This is a genomic window from Pseudotamlana agarivorans, from assembly GCF_001642835.1.
Classification (GTDB): Bacteria; Bacteroidota; Bacteroidia; order Flavobacteriales; family Flavobacteriaceae; genus Pseudotamlana; species Pseudotamlana agarivorans.
Window position 1 is genome coordinate 519319 of sequence record NZ_LXEI01000002.1, and the last position, 20152, is coordinate 539470.

Sequence of the window (20152 nt, forward strand, 5' to 3'; positions counted from 1 at the left end):
AACATCACATAATGAAAGGTTTGTTTAGTATTTAAAATCAGGGTTTGGTTTTGGCGATTCATAACCTGTTTCTGTTTTCCAAAGCTCTAAACGTTTTTTTAATTTTGAAATAACTTGCGGATTTTCTTTAGAAACCTCTCTGGTTTCATAAGGATCCGAATTTAAATTGAATAGGGTATAGGTCGACGTTTCTACAGCTTCAGTCATTTTATAACCATCCATTTGAATCACATTCACCCATGCGCTGGCAAAAGTTTTTGTTTTTTCGTTATACCGTGCGTAATTGGTGTACTCCCAAATAAGTGCATCACGATTGGTTTTTGAAGCTTTACCTAATAAAATTTGCGATAAGTCTTCACCATCTAAAACGTAGTTTTCTGGTTTTGGTGATTGAGTTAAACCTAAAAGTGTTGGATAAAGATCCACATGAATTATTGGTGCTTCGGAAGTAGAACCTCCTTTTATTTTATTTTTCCATTTGAAAATATATGGCACACGAATGCCGCCTTCTAAAGTCTGACCTTTAACGCCTCGATATGGCTGATTAAAAATATTACTTTCCGTTTTGTAATGCCCATTATCGCTAGTAAAAACAATGATGGTGTCGTCTTCTAAACCTAAATCTTCTAAGGTTTTTAATAATTGACCAAGGCTATCATCTAGACTTTTTATCATGGCTAAAACCTTGATTTCATCTGGGCCAACGTCTTTGTTTCCTTTTAGTTTTTGTTTGAAATGTTTGAGATATTCAGCTTTTGGCTCTAAAGGTTTATGCACCAAATAATACGGCACATAAGCAAAAAATGCTTTGTTTTCTGATTGCGCTTTTTTAATAAAATTGATGGTTTTTTCAGTTATTACATCGGCTGAATATTGCGTGTTATCCAACTGGTTTTGCTCAGGAAACGTCTTAAAATTATAATGTCCTGTAATTTCGTAACCTTCATCAAACCCTTGATTTTGAATTTGTAACGCGCCTTTTCCTAAATGCCATTTGCCATAAGCTGCTGTTGCGTAATGGTTATTTTTTAATGCTTCTGCAATAGTAATTTCATCTAAAGATAATCCGGCACCCGTACCTTTTACTCTGTTAATTTCGGGAGGAAGAAAGCGCATGGCTTGCAATGTTTTTTTATCTGTTTTATAGCGATCTGCCACACGGTATACTTTATGTCTTGGTACATAGTGTCCAGACATGATGGATGCTCTCGACGGCGCACAAGTCGGGTCGTTGGAATAGCCATTTGTAAAATGCAAACCTTCGGCATATAGTTTATCAATATTGGGCGACTCAACTAATGTATTTCCGTAACAGTTTAGAGCATTTACTCCTAAATCATCAGCCAAAATAAAAACGATATTGGGTTGTTTCTTATCGGATTTGGCATTCGGTTTCTGAGCATTACAAAAACTGAAAGCTAAAAGAGACACTAAAAAAATTATTCTATTCATCTTAAAAACGGTTTATGATTTTGAGGACATTTTACTTCAATGGTGCGTATAATTCAAATTCGGCCAAATAATAATCTTTCGTGTTTTTAACTTTCAAACGGATTTTATCGGTTGTAACAGGAGTTTTTAAGTACTTTAATGGCTCGAATTTAGGTTTCCATTTATAAATCGTTTTCCATCCACCATTACCATCGGGAATCTGTAATTCAGGGTTGTTTTTCGTCACCCATTCTTCACCACGACCAGCAACAAAACTTTCAATAGTTACGGGTTTTTCAAAATTGGCTTGAATCCAAATGTCTTTATTTTTTTTAGTAGACGCATGCCAAACCGTTGTTGGGTTACCATCTATAACATTTTTTGTTGCTTCTTGGTTTTGTGAAGCCGTTAAAGTCGCTTGTTGTGTTAAGGTTTTTATAGAGTACATTGGTGTCATGTCCATGGCACTGGCATTCAATTCAATGGCTACAGTCGTTACTATTCTTTCTAAAGATTGCTTTGGAATAGTTAACGTGTAATTTTCAGTATTTTGAGATAATTCAATCTTCTTCCCATTTAATAATGAAACCGATTTAATTGTTTTATTAGGGAAATTAGGCAAGGTTAATGTGCCGTTTTTTTGCCAATTGAAAACATGCAAAAATACTTTATTGCCTTTTCGCGTTGAAACACCCCAATTACTTGGGAAGTAGGGGCCACCCCGGCTTCCTGCAATACTTTTTTCGCCATTAACTGCCCACCAATCGGCAATTTGCTCCAAACGTTTTACTTCTTCAGGATTTAAAGCACCATCGCCCATTGGACCAATATTTAATAACATATTGCCATCGGCTCCCCAAGTGTAAAGCAGAATCTGCATCAATTGTTTAAGGCTTTTTACGTTTGTGTCTGGGTTGTATCCCCACTGGCTTGTTGTGGTATGGCAAGCCTCCCAAAGTTGTTGGTTGTTAAACTGACTAACCGTATGTTCGGGCGTGTGAAATCGGCACCAACACCACCGCGGTCATTTACCATAGCATCGGGCTGTAATTCACGAATTCTTGTCATGACTTCTGCAGAAGTATTTTTCCAATCGCCAGGACCCAAACCATCAAACCAAATTTCATTTATTTTACCATAATTGTTTAATAACTCTTCCATTTGAGCCTTGTAGAAAGTAATATATCTATCATGATGATCTTTGGAATCGCAATCAGGATTATACCAATCTCGAGGCGAATAATAAAATCCGAAATCGAAATTTTGTTTTCTACAGGCTTGTTCTAATTCTTTTAAAATATCTTTCCCATAAGGGGTATTCATGATATCGTAATCTGTTACTTTAGAATCGAACATGGAAAACCCAGCGTGATGTTTTGCCGTAAATACGAGGTATTTCATCCCAGCACGTTTGGCTAAATCTACAATATAGTCTGGATCGTACTTTGTAGGATTAAAGGTTTTGTATTGCACATCGTAAACTTCGGGTTCGATATCTGCTATTTTATATGGTTTCCCTCCTGGTTTATGACTTTTACTGTTTCGAGAATGACTGAGTTGTTTGCCTAGCTGACTTATAGGTCCCCAATGAATAAACATCCCAAAACGTTTGTCTTTAAAACGTTCTACGGCTTCCGGACTGGCTTTTTCAACTTTTACGTTTTTGTCTACTTTATAAGACTGAATTTCATCTTTTTGAGCAAATAGATTGGTGTGCGTTGCAAATACTATAGCAATGGCTAGTAAACAGTTTCTTTTTATTATCATGCTTAGTTGTGTTTGTTTTTCAACCAAAACAGGGCTTTCCATGTTTTTGGACCTTCATTTTCTAAGTTTTCTCCTTCGGTGCTTCTTCCGTTAAAAATGATGTTGTTTAAAGTTGATGTGAGTTCTTGTGTTTTATCCGCGTAAGCGTTATCATAAAATAAATTATTTTTTTCTGAAGGATCTTTTGCAATATTGAACAAATAACTATTTCCTTTTTTAGGATTTAAATCCATTTTCCAATCGCCTTTTCTAATGGAAAATCGACCTGCAAAATTACTATACACCGAGGCTTCTCGACTATAGTCATTCTTGCCCTTCAACAATGATAAAATGCTGTAACTGTCTACACCTTGATTAGGATCTGTTTTTACTTTCAAAATATCGGCGCAGGTGGCATATAAATCGCCTAAGGAGATTGTTGTATTATTTTTTGAATTGGGTTGCACTACGTTTTTCCACTGCACAATAAAGGGAACTGTATGTCCGCCTTGATGTAACGTGGCTTTTCTGCCTCGTAAATTTTTACTTGGTTTATGTTGGTATTTAGATTCAAATTCAACGGGGAAAGAAGATTTTGATGCGCCATTATCTGCTGTAAAAATAATGATGGTATTGTTTTCTATACCATTAGCTTTTATAGCCGAAACAATTTGACCTACCGTCCAATCTAATTCCTGAATAAAATCGCCATAAATTCCAGCTTTGCTTGTGCCCAAAAATTCATCTCTTGGGTAAACAGGGGTATGGGGAGCAGTTAAGGGAATGTATAAAAAAAATGGTTTGTCTTTTTTGTGATTATTTATGTATGCTACCGATTTATTGGTTAAATCTAACATGACCTGTTCGGCTTTAAAACCTGGAGCTTTATCTCCTTTACGTTTTAATTTTTGTCCACCAACTAAATCATTTTTTCGGCCACCAGGAAAATCTTTATCCTTTCCATCGGGTTTCATGGTTTCTGTTGGGAGAGCTATGAGTTTATTATTTTCTGAATATACATAAGGCGGAAAATCTAACGAGGCATTTAATCCGAAGAAATAATCAAAACCGCAATCTGTTGGGCCTCCTGTAAAGGGTTTACTGTAATCTACTTTTTTGCTGATATCTTCATTAAACTGATATGGGTTTTTCGGATTCATTTCAAGGCTAGCCTCATCTTCAATAACCCAATTCCAGCCCAAGTGCCACTTTCCAATCATAGCAGTTTCATAACCATTTCGTTGTAATAGTTTAGGCGCTGTATCTTTTGTGTCCTCGATCATTGCTTTAGAATAGCCATCCAATACTCTAGATTTTAATCGAGTTCTCCAAGCGTATTCGCCAGTCATAATGCTATATCGAGAAGGCGTACATACCGATGATGTGGTATGTGCATCAGTAAAACTAATGCCGTTATCTATCAATAAATCGATATTAGGCGTGTTTACTTTTGCTTCAGGGTTTAAACCAGAAACATCGCCAATACCCATGTCGTCTGCTAAAATATAGACGATATTTGGCTGCTGGGTTTGTGCGTTTAAAAGCGAAAAGCTAAGCAAGCATACCATGAGAAAAAATGTCTTAGTCATGAGTAGTAATTAGTTTTTTTGAATGGTATTATTTTTATTAATAGTTATTTTTTAATGGTAAAACTATCAAACACGGTACCTGTAAAAGAATTATAAGCTTTAAAAACTAAAGACTTTCCATTAATTTCGAATAATCCAAAACTTCCAACGTGTTCAGCATGAGCTACTATAGAGCCATCTTTACAGTGCTCTAAATTAAACGGGTCTGGAAACCATTTTTTGTTTAGTTTTCCACCAGCACCTAAGGTTATGGATATAAAACGGTTTTCTAAATTTTTATATTCAGACTGGTTTGTAACAGATCTATCAACGTTTCCAAAGGCATCATAAGGTTTTAAGCGTTCGTAAGTATGTGCGTGTCCGTTTAAAACCAAATCGACATTAGAATTGGCAAAAATAGGGTAGAGGTTTTCAACATGATGATAATTCTCTTTATAGGTACAGGTTTTACCATTGTGATGTAAAAACACTATAATCCAATCGTATTTACCTTGTACTTTTTTTAATTCTTTATTTAACCATTTGGTTTGTTTTTCGAGTTCGAAAAAACCTCCATTTCTGGAATCTAAACCAATAAAATAGGCATTTGCATACGAAAAACCGTAGTAATGTTCGTTATCAGGCAAGGCCCATTCTTTTTCAAAGTTTTTTTCAGGATCCGACAGCCAATCGTGGTTTCCTGCAACTGGGTAAAACGGGGTGTTTTTAAAAACCTTTTCAAAGGGTTTAAATAAGTGGTTGTCGTAATTTTTACTTTCGCCTTTTGGGTAAACAATATCCCCTAAACCTAAGCCAAAATCGGGTTTAATGCCTAGTTCTGTAATGCGGGTTGCAGGTTCTATGGCAAAACTTTGTTTTTCTTTGGCACCAATATCTCCCAAGGCATAAAAACTAAAAGCCGTGTTTTTGTTATCTGGTGCCGTAGTAAAAAAATAATCTTTACCACTGGCTAATAAATAACCATTGGAATAAATGGCATAGTTGTACGCTGTTTGTGGTTTTAGGTTTTTAATAACCACCTCGTTGAATTTATCACCTTCATGCAGCACCATTTTTCCTGCTACTTCGTCCTGTTCTAAGCTGTTAAGGTCGTTATAAACAACTTTACAGTGTCCTGTAACGGCATTGGTTTTCCAAGTAATGGTTACCGTGTTTGGTCTAACCATTTGCAAATAGGGCTGACGAATTAAAACAGGTTCCGCCTTAAGGTCTACAAGTTCCGGTTGAGATTCTTTTGCAGATTTACATGCTGAAAAACTAAGTAAAATAACAAGAATTAGCGCAATGCGTTTCATTTTAATTTTTATCTAAATAGTTAGGAATCCCATCGTTATCTGAGTCACCAGCGCCTTCCATGTCGTCTGGAATGCCATCGTTATCGGCATCACGAACTAAAATCTTGCCTTTGTTTTTCGAAGACATTTCATAAGGTTTCGTTTTTAGCAAAGCCATACATCCATCACCTTCGCCTTCATTTCTAATATTTCTTGAGAATTTATGTAGTAAAGGCTCGTAAATTTCATGTTCAACCACCGCTAAATTTCTAGTTTCGTTGGGGTCTCTTTCATAATCATACAGCTCATAAAAATTTTCTTTACCCTTTTTTACCCATTCGATGTAGCGGTATTTCCCGTTTACACGATAGCCGTAACCTAAACCACGCTGCCCTTTATAAACGGTAACAGCTCCAATTTTAACTTCGGCATTGGTATCGTTTAAAATAGGCACTAAGCTGCGTCCTTTAAGAGGTCTACCTGTTGTACTACTGGCATTTTTTGGTTGTTCTGGAATTGGTAACCCTGCCAATTCGCAAAGTGTTGGGTAAATATCGGTGGTAGATACTGCCGAAAAAGTTTCACCTTTTGCTTTAGGGTTTCTAGGATCGATAATAATTAATGGGGAAGACGAAGCCACTTCTAAATTCGAGTGTTTGTTCCAACGGCCATGTTCACCTAAAAATAAACCATGATCGCCCCAAATTACAATAATGGTATTGTTAGCTACTCCTAATGCTTTCAGTTTTTCTACAACCAATCCAATTTGTGCATCTACATACGATGTACAAGCGTAATACCCTCTTTTAAGTTCCAATTGAAAGGCTTCATTAATACGTCCTGTTTCTGGATCTATATTTTGCTTCACATCTTCACCATGCGGTACATAAGTTTTTAAATCGTCGCGACCAATAGGTGCTTTCTGATTGGCTGCAACCTCAAATTTTGTATTCGCGTATAAATCCCAATATTTCTTTGGTGCGATAAAAGGTTCGTGTGGTTTTTTAAACCCGATAGCCATAAAAAAAGGTTGGTCTTTTTTAGCAACTTCTTCCAATAATTCGTTGCCCTTTACGCGAATAATACCATCTACATAATCTTCATCGGGTAAATCTTGAAAATCTATAGCAACACCTTTAGGGTTGTGGCCGCCTCTTGGAGCCAAATACGGAATGCTCCATGAAGCAGGGTCGTCGCCATCGCCATTTTTACCATTACCAACCGTTCTTGGGTCGTGAATTTTTCCTGCAGCAGCTGTTGTGTACCCATTATTTTTAAAATATTGAGGTAAGAAAGTCACGTTAGGCAGTTTTTGTCTGATGGGTTTAAAACCAATAACGCCCGTTTCTTCAGGCATTAAACTGGTTGTTAAAGCCGCACGCGAAGGACCGCAAACGGCATACTGTACTTGATGATTTCTAAACGTTACGCCGTGTTCTGCCAAGGCATCAATATTTGGTGTAATGGCTTGGATATCGCCATATACGCCTAAGTTATTTCGTAAATCGTCTACACAAATCAATAAAACATTGGGTTTATTAGGGTCTGTATTTTGAGCGGTTGTGGTTTTAAAAACCAGCAATACTAGAATTAATAAGATGGCAATTTTTTTCATTTTTGAGATTGTATTAGGTTATATGGCAATATGGTACATTATTTAGTTCGTATTATTCGCCTTCAATTTGCTGTTTATATGCCGTATGAAGGATGTTTTTTAGTTGTGAAACCACGTTTTTATAGTCTGGATGATTGACTACATTTTCGTTTTCAGATTTATCGGTTCTATGGTCGTATAGCATCGATGTTATGGTTGCGTTGTCTTCTGCTTTTATAAATTCGGTATAACTAAAGTCTTTCGTTTTTAAAGTAAACCCATTTCCTTTTTTGATGAAAACATGGGGTTTACCTTCCGAAGACAAATCATTAAAAACAGAAACCAAGCTTGTCCCGTCCAATTGGTTTTTAGGGTGTTCTAATTCACATAATTCGGCTAAAGTAGGGTAGATGTCTACCAACTCCACTAAAGCATTAGTGTGCCCTTTTTTATTTTGTAACGGATTATAGATAATTAAAGGCACTTGTGTGGAGGTGTTGTAATTCGTGAATTTTGCCCATTGCGTGTGTTCTTGCAAATTATAACCGTGATCGGAAACCAAAACTACAATGGTGTTTTTATCCAAATCTTGAGCTTTTAATTCATCTAAAATGCTTCCAATAAGCGCATCAACATAACTTACTGTGGCATAATAACCGTGAATTAAAGTTACGGCTAGCGAATCTGAAACCTGACCTTTTTTAGGAATATTTGAATAAGCGCGCATTTCTGGCCAAGTACTAATGCTCATTTTTGGAGCATCTTTAGGAATATAATTGAAGTTTTCGGGTTGTTTTATGCTGTTTCTATCGTATAAATCCCAATATTTTTTTGGCGCGTTAAATGGTAAATGCGGACTAATAAATCCAGCGGTTAAAAAGAAGGGTTGGTTCGTGTTTTTTAGCTTTTTTAAATCACGAATCACTTTTTGAGTGACCAAACCATCAATATAAATCGAGTCTGCTACGTTGGCACTTTCAAAAGCAGGGCCTGTATTTGTGGCTTTGTATTCTATTATATTATCTGGATTTTGGTAATCTTTCCAAAGGGATTGCCAATAATCGGTTGGCGCTAAGTTTTTATCATTTTCATCAAAAGCATAAGGGCGCCAAAGTTCGTCCCAATCGGATTCTCTATCATCTAAATGGTGATAGATTTTTCCGTTAGAAATGGTTTTATAGCCATTAATTTTAAATAACTGAGAAAGCGTCACTGCATTTGGCGTTTCCTGCTCTACAAAAGTATTGTAGTTTAAAAATCTGTTTTTTGTGGGTAACATGCCCGTAAGCATACTGGCTCTTGAAGCGCCACAAACAGGAACATTGCAATAAGCGTTATTAAATTGAACGCCTTTTGAAGCTAAGGCATCGATATTTGGTGATTTTATTTGTGCAAGACCATAACTACCTAATTCCGGACGCAGATCGTCCATGTAAAGCAAAAGTATATTGGGTTTTTGTACGTTGTTTTTTTGGTTTTGATTTTTACATGTTATTAGACATGTGAAGCTCAAAACACAAATTAATTTTAGAATGAATCTAAAGACCATAGGCTCTTATTTGGAATTATAAAATTAGAACTATAGACTAAAACAGAGGTTTGAGATTAAACAATAATGCACCAATAATTGTCAAAAAAATAGCGAAATAGACTTAAATGAAACCTTTTAGGTTAAAAAGCAAACCTCCTTTGTTTGTTTTAAAGATAATTTTACGAGCATAACTAAACTATACCTATGAAACATTTTTACTACAAACATTTTTTGTTTTTTACATTGTGTATTTTATGTATTACACAGATTAATGCGCAAATGGATATGATGCATGCATTTCCATCTAATCTCGCAACGCATACCGCGAAACAAACTGGCTCTTGGTTTGATACCAATACTTGGAATACAGGAACAATTCCTTCAACAGGAGCGATCGTTTACATTCCCAAAAATATCACGGTTAATTATGAAGGTTCTTCCGGTGACCACATTTTTGCAATTCGTGTTGATGGGGTTTTTAATTGCAAACAAACCAATGCCAATCAAACTACCAGGTTGAAATTTGATACTTTCTTTTCCATGCACTCGTCTTATGTTACATTCTTGGCAAATAAGGCTTCAGACGGAAAAATTATAGTCGAAATTGCCCCTTTCGATATCGAAGCTTATAAATCTGGAACAAACAATTGGTCTGCATCGGCAAAAAATCATTTTAAAGATAATAATGTCGTTACTTTTAAAAACAGATCGGGACAAGGTGACGACAGATACAATACTATAGAACAAGCTAATAATGGAGATTTTCAAATTATTGAATCTGCGGGTACGGTTATTAACGATGGTGCAGGTGTATTAGGCCGTTATAGTTGGGATCCTACGCAATTAAGTTTGGGATTGGTAACTATGGGGCAATTAGAAATTATCGGACAAGAAAAACTAAATATGGCTAAACTCGCAACCGATGCTACTTCGGGACAAAGCAGTATTGAGCTTTCTGAAATACCTACAGGTTGGAAAATTAACGATGATATTATTATTACCAGTGGGGGAAATGCTATAGCTTCAAACAATGGTGAGGATCAAGTGAAAATTCAGAATATTTCAGGGACAACCATTTCATTAACTTCAAATCTTTCTAAAAACCATCAAGGTAGATCGGCCGATCAATTGCATTGTTATGTGGGCAACCTAACACGTAATATTGTATTTAAATCGCCGTCAACTCAAGTGGTATCGCAACGTGGTCATATTATGGCCATGCATAACGCTGATAATGTCCAAATTAAAAACGCCCAATTTTTAAGATTAGGACGTACAGATAAATCAAAATTATTAGACGATTTTATTTGGAACAATTGGCTAGATCCTAAAGTTTTTGTTTCAAAAATATCGGCATTAGGTCAAGAATGTGCAGAAATGCGCCCCGTACCAATCAATGAAGTTACAAATCCTAGAGGACGCTATTCTATTCATTTACATAAATTAGGCGCTGCGTATAACGCAAGCATGGCAGAGGTTATAGGAAATGTGGTTTGGGATAATCCGGGTTGGGGTATTACACATCACGATTCTCATGCCGACGTTTCTAAAAATGTCGTTTATAAAATTATAGGCGCTGGTATTGTTTCAGAAACCGGAAGCGAAACCGGAACTTGGGACAATAATTTGGTTGTTAATGTTGCCGAAGGCCATAAAACAGACCCTTATACGGCGTCATTATATCACGATGATTATTTGTTTTCAGGGCAAGGTTTAGCCATGAAAGGTCGTGCTGTACTATGTAGAAATAACGTGATTGCCAATGTAAAACAGGGCGTAGGGGTTATTAATATGAATAACTCCATTAATAACCTGGACCGCTTAGATGCACAAGCATTGGCTACTACTCGAGTGGGGCACGAGGTTGATAATTTTCCGCTAAGCATAAACGGTTATAGTAAGGAAGGCGATGGGGTTATGCCTGTTGAAGCCGCCTTAATTATGGAAAATACCTTGGTGATAGATTCTAATATGGGATTACGTTCTATTGAACGCGATATGGGGGTTAACCATGAGTCGCGCTCTGTTTTTGACGGATTTGTAGCCTGGGGTATAAAAACGGGTCTATCTATTACCTATCAAGCCGATTATAGCTTTAAAAATGTTTTTATTTCTGGCGATAACTCTAGTAAAACTTTAGGTGTCGATATGTGGAAACACTCACACAACCAAACTTTTGAAAATATAAAGATGGTGGATTTAAAGCATGGTATTAAAGTGTCTAAAACGGTATTGAGCGATTCTCAAGGACCTAAAACTAGAAATAACGGATTTACACCCTGGGTTTTTGTGAATTTAGAAACGATTAATGTTGATGAACTTTACGATTTGGAAGTTGATAACCCGAGTGTTAATGGTACTTTTAATTATACAGAGCATACCGATAATGCCATTCATTTAAGTGATACTGATATTGTTTCTAGACCAACAACATTCACCATTATTGACGATTCTACCTTAGAAGTTGATTATGCTGAAACAGGAGAGAATGCCTTGCGTTTTGAAGTTGATGGTGTTATTACCGATGATTTTGGAAGTTATGATATGGGGATTCAACAAGCTTGGGCTCAAGGAACTTTACGCTATGGGTATCCTAAACGTATCTATCAATTTGCTTCTCATGCTAAATTTGAAGAATATCTGGCTGCAAATGGTGTTTATAAAGATGAAAACGATAATAATCAACTGTATTTTATACTTAAAGAAAGTTTGCCCAACCGACGCACTTTTAAGTATACAGAATTTCCAGTTCGCGTGAAAATTAAAATGCGCCAACATCTGGCGTCTTTGCAAATGCTAAAGTAGAAACTGCGGCTGCTCTAGAACCAAAAGACCAAATGATTAGTCGTTTGGCAACTGTTTCACAAAGTTCTACACGAAGTAATTTAAGTTATACCGATGGCACACTCCCAACAGCTACCATTACATTAGAAGCAGAAAAGGCTGTAGATGGTAATATTAACGGACGCATAAATGCGCAATATTACCAAAGAGGTTTAGTGCCAGTGGGGAGTTTTTCTCAAACTAATGAAGAAAGTGAACCTTACTACGATTTAGATTTCGGAGAAATTAAGCAGATTAGTTATTTCGATATTTGGAACACCGTAGAACTTAACGGTTCCGATATTGAAACCGTTTCAAATCATTTTAAAAACTTCTCTGTATTTATTTCAGATACACCATTTACAAGCACAACTTATGCAGGGTCTAAGTCGGAAGCCGATTATCAGTACGATAAAAATGCGATACCAACCCGTAAGTTTTCTCAAAATAATTTGAATGCTATTGGACGATATATGCGTATTCAGTCGTCGCACCCAAGTAATATCAAACTTAAATTCGCAGAAATTGAAGTGGTTGGACGTACCTACACAGGAACTTTAAGCAATGATGTTTACGAAAACTTAATAAAAGTATATCCAAATCCAACGGAAGGCCTTTTAAATATTAAGTTAAATAAGAATTACAATAATGTAAATATTAGTATTTATAATTTATTGGGACAAACCGTGTTGTTAAATCACTTTGATAATCTAACCCATACCCAGCTACAATTCAATGGGGCTGCAGGTTTATATTTTGTGAAGATTACTGGCGATAATAATTTAAACGCTTTACTTAAAATCGTTAAAGAGTAAAACGCATTTAAAAATTAGTCGCAGTTTACATGGTTGTTTTTGATAACGGTAAACTGCGACTTAATTATGTAGAATTACTCTATTTTGGTTTTTGAAATTTCAGTTTCTTTATAGCCAATACGTTGTGCCATGGTGTAAATGTATTGGCCTTGTTTTACGTTTATTGGTTTTGAATACACTTGCCAAGGGCTATTAAAATCGAGTTTTTCTTCAGATGTATCTGAAATAATATAGGCTATTGAAGCACCTTTTGTTTTAGTTGAAAGCGTAACTGTTTTTCCTTGAGATGTTTCGACTGCGCTCAACATGACAGATTGAGTTACAGGCTGCTCAAAATTAGGCCACATCTTATTTATTAATTGACTTTCAGGCAACATGCCTAAATCGGTATGGGAGTCACGAAACTTTAGTAAAGCCGTTCGCATGCGATTTTTAACATCAGCAAATTTTGGGTTATCGGCTAAATTATGTAACCTGTTTGGGTCGTTTTTTATATCGAATAATTCTTCATCTTGTTTCGGTTGAAACCATGTGCTTTGTACAGCGTTTAATTTGTTTTCATCACGAAGCTGAATCATTTCTTTCATCATAGGGACTTGCAAGCGGTATGAAATATCTTTATACCACAATTTTTCAGGAAAATCATTAATCACATAAAGGTATTGTTTGTCGTATACCGCACGCGAACGATCGGTTATTTCATCAAAACGATCGGAGGTTCCAAAAACATAATCTCGTGGTTGGCTATCTTTTTCTCCCATAAAAGCTTTGCCTTGGAGGTAATCTGGAATTTCGGCACCAGCCAAACTTAAAATAGTAGGCGCTAAATCTACAAAGGAAACCAAACGATCGGTACGGCCTTTAGTGCCTTTTAAATCTTTTACCATAAAAGGTACGTGTAATCCACTTTTGTGTATGTCACGTTTTTGTCTTGGTAATGGTCCACCATGATCGCTGTAGAAAAATATGATGGTGTTATCGTAAAGTCCATCTTTTTTAAGCTGAGCAATTAATTTCCCAACCTGTTCGTCTAACAATTCAATATTGCTATAATTACGAGCCACATCGGTTCTAGAAGTTTTGGTATCTTGGTAATAAGAGGGTAGAGGTACGCTGTCTGGATTAACAGTCATGGGTAATTTGCTGTTCTTCCAGATTTTACTTTCGTGGGTTATATCAAAATTAAATACTGAGAAAAAGGGTTGGCCATTGGCACGATTTCTCCAATGTGCTTGTGCGTTATTTTGATTCCAAACCGTTACAGGCGCTGCAAATTGATAATCTGTTTTTTGATGATTGCTCGTAAAATATCCCACTTCACGTAAATATTCTGGGAAACATTTAACGTATTCTGGGATCACTGCGGCATATTCAATAACCGATTTGCCTTCTAAATCGACAACATTAGTTTCTTTTTTATAATTTCTATTTCCCCAAGATTGAATATCTTTTCCTGTGCGCATGTGCATGGTACCCAAAGTTGTAGGATACATACCTGTTACAATGGCAGATCGGCTTGGTGCACAAACACCAACAACAGCATAAGCATTATCGTAAATCAAACTTTCTTTAGATAAAGCGTCTAGATGAGGCGTTTTGGCCGTGTTATCGCCGTAGAACGAGAGGGTAGGGCTAATGTCTTCACAAACAATCCAAAGGATATTAGGTTGTTGTTTAGCAATTTTAGGTGTTTTTTTGTCCTGTTCTACTTTGCAGGAAAGATTTAAAATAACTAAAAGTGAAAATAAAATAGGTTTCATTACAGTTCAATTTTTATAAAGTTTTGATGTCTTGGTTGCACTAAAAATGTTCCGGTTACCACTTTACCATTTTCAACAAACGCATATTCATATTCGCCATAAAAACCTTTTGCCTTTAGGTTTCCATTGGCATCGGTTACCGCATTTAAATCGGTTTTCCAGGCGCCATCAACTAAAGAGAAATAGGCTTTACCCATAGCACCAATGTCTCCGTTTTCTTTAAAGATATCTACTTTTTTCTTGGCGTTTTCGGTATAACCCCAAAACAAAAATTCAGAGACGTTCGGGTGCGAAAAGGCAGCAATCATAAAATCACGGGTGTATTGTTCTCTAATTTTAGGCTCTTGAATGTCCATGGTAAACTCAGAAATACTAATTTGTTTTCCTAGTGTTGCATAAAAGGCTAAAATTTCTAAAACGCGTTCTGGTGGTGTGAGGTCGCTACCAATATGACTTTGAATACCAATGCCTTGTACTAAACCGTTGGTATTTTCGTCTATACGTTTTATAAAATCGTAATACCATTGTTGCTTTTGGGTGTCTAATCCACCTTTACTAATAATGCCGTATTCGTTTGTAAAACGTCGGGCTTGAGGTTGTAAAGCTTTTGCACTTTTAAAACCTTCGTATAAAATATCTTCCGAGCCGGTTATGGTTTGTAAATCTTTGTTGGTGTAAGCTTCGTTAACTACATCCCAGTTAGAAATTTGCCCTTTTGTAAGGGTTAAAACATTGGTTACATGTTCGTGCATTAAACTTTTTACTTTTTCAGGGTCGTCTTTGTTTTCCTTAATTTTAGGGGTTAAATAACGAAATCCTGGCCAAATTAAAACATGACCTTTAACATGAATAGCGTCGCTTCTTAATTGCGTAATCGCATCTAAAGTTGCTTGTCTGGATTTAGGCTTTTCCCAACTTTTAATTTTTAAATCGTTTTCAAAAACCGCAAGATTGAAGGCTTTTTTAAAGTTTTTATATTTTGAATTGTCTTCAACAACATCTTTGGCATTAAGTGCTGCACCAAAAGGAAAACTGTGTTTTATTAATTTAATGTGTATTTTTTTATTTGGTACTACTGTTCCGTTTTTTGTTAAGTGTAATTGAAATTGGCCTGTTCTAATGGCTTCAATACGTTTGTTAGCTTCTGTACGCCATTGAGCATCGGCTTCCATACCTGCATAAGTGATTTCTGTTTTTGGTAAATCTTCAAAAGCGGTACCTTCTGGGAAACTTTCAAATTTCAAATTCTTAAGAAGAAAGGATTGTTCTCTAAATCCGAATTGCATCACAATGCCTAAATCTTCTTTCTTAACGTATCGGTTCGTTTCAAAAGGGATGTAGTAGGTTTGCCAATTGCTAGAAAACGTTTGTGTAGAAGCAATATTACCTTGATAATTATCGAGTTGTTTGAAGATAAATAGCGCTTTTGCTTCACCAGTTTCTAAACTTGAGGTCACCGTTTTCGCTTGAAAAGATAAAAGAAAAACACGCCCTTTTTTATAATCACTTTTTGTTATGTGAAAGTTGGATGATAAATTGTGTATAAACTTGGGCTCTTTTTCGGTTTTAAAAAGAAGCTCTAAGCTATCGGTTCCAACGTTCATTTTTTCAACTTTGCCATAGTCTGGATTTGCTGAAATAAATTTTAAGCGTTCGGCTATAATTAAATCCTGTCCTTTAGGATTATTTTGAGCTAAAGCGCTAAAGCCAATGATTAATATGATGAGGTTTAGAATATTTTTCATAGGATTACTGTGTGTTTTTAAGTGTTTGATTGCCTTTGATGTAGCCTAAGGATTCAAGAAATTTGTCTGTTTCAATTAAAGTTTCAATAAAATAATCACCTTTATTAAAGAAACTGTGTTCTGCGCCTTCATACAAATGTAAATCGCAGCGACTACCTACAGCTTTCATTTTTTCTTCGTAAGCTTTTGATGATGCCACGGGCGTTGTTTTATCGTTAGTTCCAAAAAAAACAATGGTGGGTGGCGCCCCTTTAGAAATATTATGTAACGGCGAAATCTCTAAATATCTACCATCCATTTTTCTATAGCCGTAACCTTGTTTGCTATTATCGTACACGGGGTTAAACAGTACTAAAGCATTTGGTTTCGAGCTAATTTGTAAGTTTTCGTTGCTACCTTCTAATCCTTCAATATTACCACAAGCTGCGGCTAAATGTCCGCCAGCCGATCCGCCACCTGCTGCAATTAAATTCGGATTAATATGTAATGTTTCAGCGTGTTTCCTAACATACCGAATTGCCGATTTGGCATCTTCAACAGCATCAAAAGGCGTGGTTTTATGTGTGTTGAACAATCTATAATCAGCAGAAATAGCTATCATACCACGTGAAGCTAGATAGCTGGATTGACGCGAAAAGGCTTTATAGCTTCCCGAGTTCCATCCACCGCCATGAAAAAAGACGATACAGCTGTAGGTTTTAGAAGGATTAAAATCTATAGGTTTATAAATATGAAGCTTTAATTTTATGGTGTCTATTTCTTTGTAAATCAGTGTTTCAGGTGTAATGTCGGCTATTTTGTATTGCGCATTAACACTAAAACAAAGACTCGTTATTAACAAATAGATGAATGGTTTCATAATGTTTTAGAATTTAGACTTCCAATCGTTAAGCTTCGTTAACAAACGCGTTGTGGTTTCAGGCATTTTTTCTGAAAGATCTTGTGTTTCAGAAGGATCTAAAGCAATATTGTATAATTCGGTGCGACCTTCTTCATACCAATTAATTAACTTATAATCCCCTTTTCTAATGGCTGAAGATTTGGTGTCGCCTGTATTTACAGGGCGTGCTTTTGATGAATGCCAAAATACCATTCTGTCGTCCCAGGATTCTTTGTTTTGAAGTAATGGTAAAAAGCTTTTTCCGCTAGTGTCTAAGTTTTTATTTGCTGCAATGTCTAAAACCGTAGGGAATACATCCATAAGCATCACAATGGATTTTTTGTCTGTTTTTGGTTGAAACTTCCCGTTCCATTTCACCATTAAGGGCACTTTAATACCGCCGTCGTATAACCAACCTTTTCCGGCACGAAGCGGATAATTACTGGTGGCTAAATGTCTTTTATTGGTGCCATCGTTGGATAAGCCGCCATGATCTGAAGACAGAATAACAATGGTGTTATCGTCTATTTTTAAATCTTTTAAAAGTTGTAATAATTTCCCAACGTTTTCATCCATGGTTTCAACCATAGCGGCATAAGTAGGGTTGTCTTGACGCATTTTTGTTCGTCCTGTGCCTTCATTAATGTATTCAGGCAGATTTCCGTAGTCGAAATTTTTAATTTCTGCTCGATTACGTTTAATATCTTTTTCTTTAGCTTCTAAAGGTTGATGTACGGCGTAGAATGAAAACATGGCCATAAATGGTTTGCTTTTATCGGCATTGGTAATGTATTTCGCAACATTATCGGTCATGACATCCATTAAATAATCACCTGCTTTACTTACGGCATCAACATCTGGAATAGGTGATTTTTTATTAGCGCCCTTTCCTTTTTTCTTATTAAATGGATATAGGAAACTAATAGGTGATCCAGCGTGACCAGCAGCAAAGCTAAAGTCGTAACCAAAGTCCTTTAAACTTTCTTCGCTACCCAAATGCCATTTTCCAAAATATGCAGTTTGGTAGCCAGCCGCTTTTATGTTTTTTACGAAGTTTTTATTGTCTTTTACATGATTCATTTCAAACCCATCATCTGGAACATCGCCATTTTGAACAGGGTAGTTGCCAGTCATCATCGCAAAACGCGAGGGTACGCAACGCGGATAATTGGCATAGGCATTATCAAATACAACAGATTGTTTTGATAGAGCATCTATATTTGGGGTTTGATATATTTTTGATCCGTTTACACTTAAATCATGGTAGCCTAAATCGTCGACATGAATAATGAGTATGTTAGGTTTTTCGGTTGAAGCACTTTTCTTTGTGGTGTTAGCTACTTTTGATTTACAACCAAAAGTGAACATCAATACAAATAAAAGAAAGTAGTAGCGTGAGTTGTTTTTCATCAATTGAGAGGTTTTGATTAGTTGGTTCGGATTGGTGTTAAAGTAAATTGGCGTATAAATCTTGTTTAGATGATACGCCAATGGGTTTTTATCGTGTTTTAGTTCTTATTCTTCTTGTTTTTATTTTTGTTGTTCTTTTTTCCTTTTCCCTTGGGTTTTAAAATTTTAGTTTTTTCAGGAATTAAGTATGCTTTTTTCCAGGACTCTAAAAGCCCTAAAAGTTCTTTTGTTTTTTCAGGATTTGAAACTGAAAGGTCGTGCGCCTCACTAATATCTTTTTTAAGATTATAAAGCTCAACTTTATTGGTGTCTAAAAACTGAATCAATTTAAAATCGCCAGAACGTACTACAGCCGCTTTACTATCGCCTGTACTATGAGGTCTTGCTTTTTGTGAAATCCAATATACAGTTCGGTCTTTCCAATTGTCTTTACCTTCTAAAACCTTTTTATAACTTTTACCGTCAATACCAGAAACGGTGTGGTTTGTAGCTAAATCGAGTAGGGTAGGAAACACATCCATACCAAGCACGATAGATTCGTTTTCTACTCTTGGTTTTAGTTTACTATCCCATTTAATGAAAAGGGGTACACGAATACCACCCTCGTATAAATGGCCTTTTCCTGCTTTTAACGGATTGTTAGTGGTTGCTAAATGACGCTCGTTTTTATTCCCGTCGTTTGATAATCCGCCGTGATCTGATGAAAACACAATAATGGTATTTTTATCGATGCCTGCAGCTTTTAAGGTTTTTAAAATACGGGCTACATTTTCATCAACATTTTCAACCATTCCTGCATAAGCAGGATCATCTTGACGCATTTTTCTTCGACCTTCACCTTCTTTAATATATTCAGGTGTATCGCCAAAATCGATGGATTTTAATTGTTCTTTGTTTCTGGCTTCATCCTCAGGTTTAGCTTCAATAGGCGTGTGTACCGCATAAAAAGCCAATACGGCTAAAAAAGGTTGGTCTTTAGGTCTGTTAGTAATGAATTCTAACAGTCTATTGGTTAACAAATCTGAAGCATAATCACCTTCTTTACCATCTTCTTCGAGATTTTCAACAGGTTCTTTAGCTGGTTTACCGTTTAATTGGGTATTAAAAGGGTAGAACCTTGAACCAACACCTCCAGATCGTCCAGCGGCATAACTTTCATCGAAACCAAAGTTTTTCGGTGTGCTATCGCCTTCACCTAAATGCCATTTTCCAATGTAAATTGAATGATAACCAGCATTACCAAATTGTTTGATTAGATTTTTTTCTTCAGGAATATTCCCTAACCATCCTTTGTTTTCATTAACCGGATACGTGCCTGTCATCATACCATATCGCGATGGGGTACAACGCGGATAACTGCTGTATGCATTTGTAAAAGCAACAGATTCGCTTGCTAGTTTATCAATACTAGGGGTGTTATACAATTGAGAACCTGTGAAGCTTAAATCGTGATATCCTAAATCGTCTGTATGGATGATTAAGATATTTGGTTTGTTTTGTGCTAATGTGATTAACGACACACAAAACATAAAAATGAAGCTGTACTTTTTCATA

The 20152-nt window shown here is 36.1% G+C and carries 14 protein-coding genes and 1 pseudogene; 2 read left to right on the plus strand and 13 right to left on the minus strand.

Annotated elements, in window-relative coordinates:
- Positions 1 to 24: 24 nt before the first annotated feature.
- The 8 genes and pseudogenes from A6I66_RS05500 to A6I66_RS05530 all read right to left on the minus strand — a co-directional run bounded on the left by A6I66_RS05500 (position 25) and on the right by A6I66_RS05530 (position 9183).
- Complete coding sequence (locus A6I66_RS05500; RefSeq protein WP_067146416.1) at positions 25 to 1452, minus strand: sulfatase; 1428 nt, start codon at positions 1450 to 1452, stop codon at positions 25 to 27.
- A gap of 31 nt (positions 1453 to 1483) precedes the next feature.
- Positions 1484 to 2251, minus strand: coding sequence for a discoidin domain-containing protein (locus A6I66_RS17050; RefSeq protein ID WP_317047664.1), 768 nt, complete (start codon positions 2249 to 2251; stop codon positions 1484 to 1486).
- Positions 2234 to 2377: pseudogene (locus A6I66_RS17085) on the minus strand (alpha-L-fucosidase); the annotation flags it as partial. The pseudogene A6I66_RS17085 and the gene A6I66_RS17050, both read right to left, overlap by 18 nt.
- Positions 2329 to 3240 carry an alpha-L-fucosidase gene (locus tag A6I66_RS05510; protein ID WP_067146420.1) on the minus strand — a complete coding sequence of 304 codons (912 nt, stop codon included), beginning with the start codon at positions 3238 to 3240 and terminating at the stop codon, positions 2329 to 2331. The pseudogene A6I66_RS17085 and the gene A6I66_RS05510, both read right to left, overlap by 49 nt.
- A complete protein-coding gene (locus tag A6I66_RS05515) occupies positions 3201 to 4766 on the minus strand; it encodes a sulfatase family protein (RefSeq protein WP_067146422.1) in 1566 nt (521 codons plus the stop codon). The genes A6I66_RS05510 and A6I66_RS05515 overlap by 40 nt, the downstream gene beginning before the upstream one ends.
- Positions 4767 to 4810: 44 nt before the next feature.
- Positions 4811 to 6061 (minus strand): purple acid phosphatase family protein, encoded by a 1251-nt coding sequence (locus A6I66_RS05520; protein WP_067146424.1) that lies wholly within the window; start codon positions 6059 to 6061, stop codon positions 4811 to 4813.
- Position 6062: 1 nt separating this feature from the next.
- Positions 6063 to 7655 carry a sulfatase-like hydrolase/transferase gene (locus A6I66_RS05525; RefSeq protein WP_067146425.1) on the minus strand — a complete coding sequence of 531 codons (1593 nt, stop codon included), beginning with the start codon at positions 7653 to 7655 and terminating at the stop codon, positions 6063 to 6065.
- Between the two features lie 52 nt (positions 7656 to 7707).
- Positions 7708 to 9183 carry a sulfatase gene (locus tag A6I66_RS05530; protein ID WP_067146427.1) on the minus strand — a complete coding sequence of 492 codons (1476 nt, stop codon included), beginning with the start codon at positions 9181 to 9183 and terminating at the stop codon, positions 7708 to 7710.
- 186 nt (positions 9184 to 9369) lie between these two features.
- On the opposite strand from A6I66_RS05530, the gene A6I66_RS05535 reads away from it, so the two are divergent.
- Positions 9370 to 11970 (plus strand): hypothetical protein, encoded by a 2601-nt coding sequence (locus tag A6I66_RS05535; RefSeq protein WP_157614095.1) that lies wholly within the window; start codon positions 9370 to 9372, stop codon positions 11968 to 11970.
- 44 nt (positions 11971 to 12014) lie between these two features.
- The gene (locus A6I66_RS05540) at positions 12015 to 12803 is read left to right on the plus strand and encodes a T9SS type A sorting domain-containing protein (protein WP_169815709.1); all 789 of its coding nucleotides are present in this window, start codon (positions 12015 to 12017) and stop codon (positions 12801 to 12803) included.
- Positions 12804 to 12877: 74 nt separating this feature from the next.
- Here A6I66_RS05540 and A6I66_RS05545 read toward each other — a convergent pair whose 3' ends face one another.
- From A6I66_RS05545 to A6I66_RS05565, 5 genes are all read right to left on the minus strand, one after another.
- Positions 12878 to 14563 carry a sulfatase-like hydrolase/transferase gene (locus A6I66_RS05545; protein WP_067146433.1) on the minus strand — a complete coding sequence of 562 codons (1686 nt, stop codon included), beginning with the start codon at positions 14561 to 14563 and terminating at the stop codon, positions 12878 to 12880.
- On the minus strand, positions 14563 to 16308 hold the full coding sequence (locus A6I66_RS05550) for an endo-1,4-beta-xylanase (protein WP_067146435.1): 1746 nt from the start codon (positions 16306 to 16308) through the stop codon (positions 14563 to 14565). The genes A6I66_RS05545 and A6I66_RS05550 overlap by 1 nt, the downstream gene beginning before the upstream one ends.
- 4 nt (positions 16309 to 16312) lie before the next feature.
- On the minus strand, positions 16313 to 17167 hold the full coding sequence (locus A6I66_RS05555; protein ID WP_084399484.1) for an alpha/beta hydrolase: 855 nt from the start codon (positions 17165 to 17167) through the stop codon (positions 16313 to 16315).
- 6 nt (positions 17168 to 17173) lie between these two features.
- Positions 17174 to 18598, minus strand: coding sequence for a sulfatase (locus A6I66_RS05560; RefSeq protein ID WP_157614097.1), 1425 nt, complete (start codon positions 18596 to 18598; stop codon positions 17174 to 17176).
- A 98-nt stretch (positions 18599 to 18696) separates the two neighbouring features.
- Positions 18697 to 20151, minus strand: coding sequence for a sulfatase (locus tag A6I66_RS05565; protein ID WP_067146439.1), 1455 nt, complete (start codon positions 20149 to 20151; stop codon positions 18697 to 18699).
- Position 20152 lies beyond the last annotated feature (1 nt).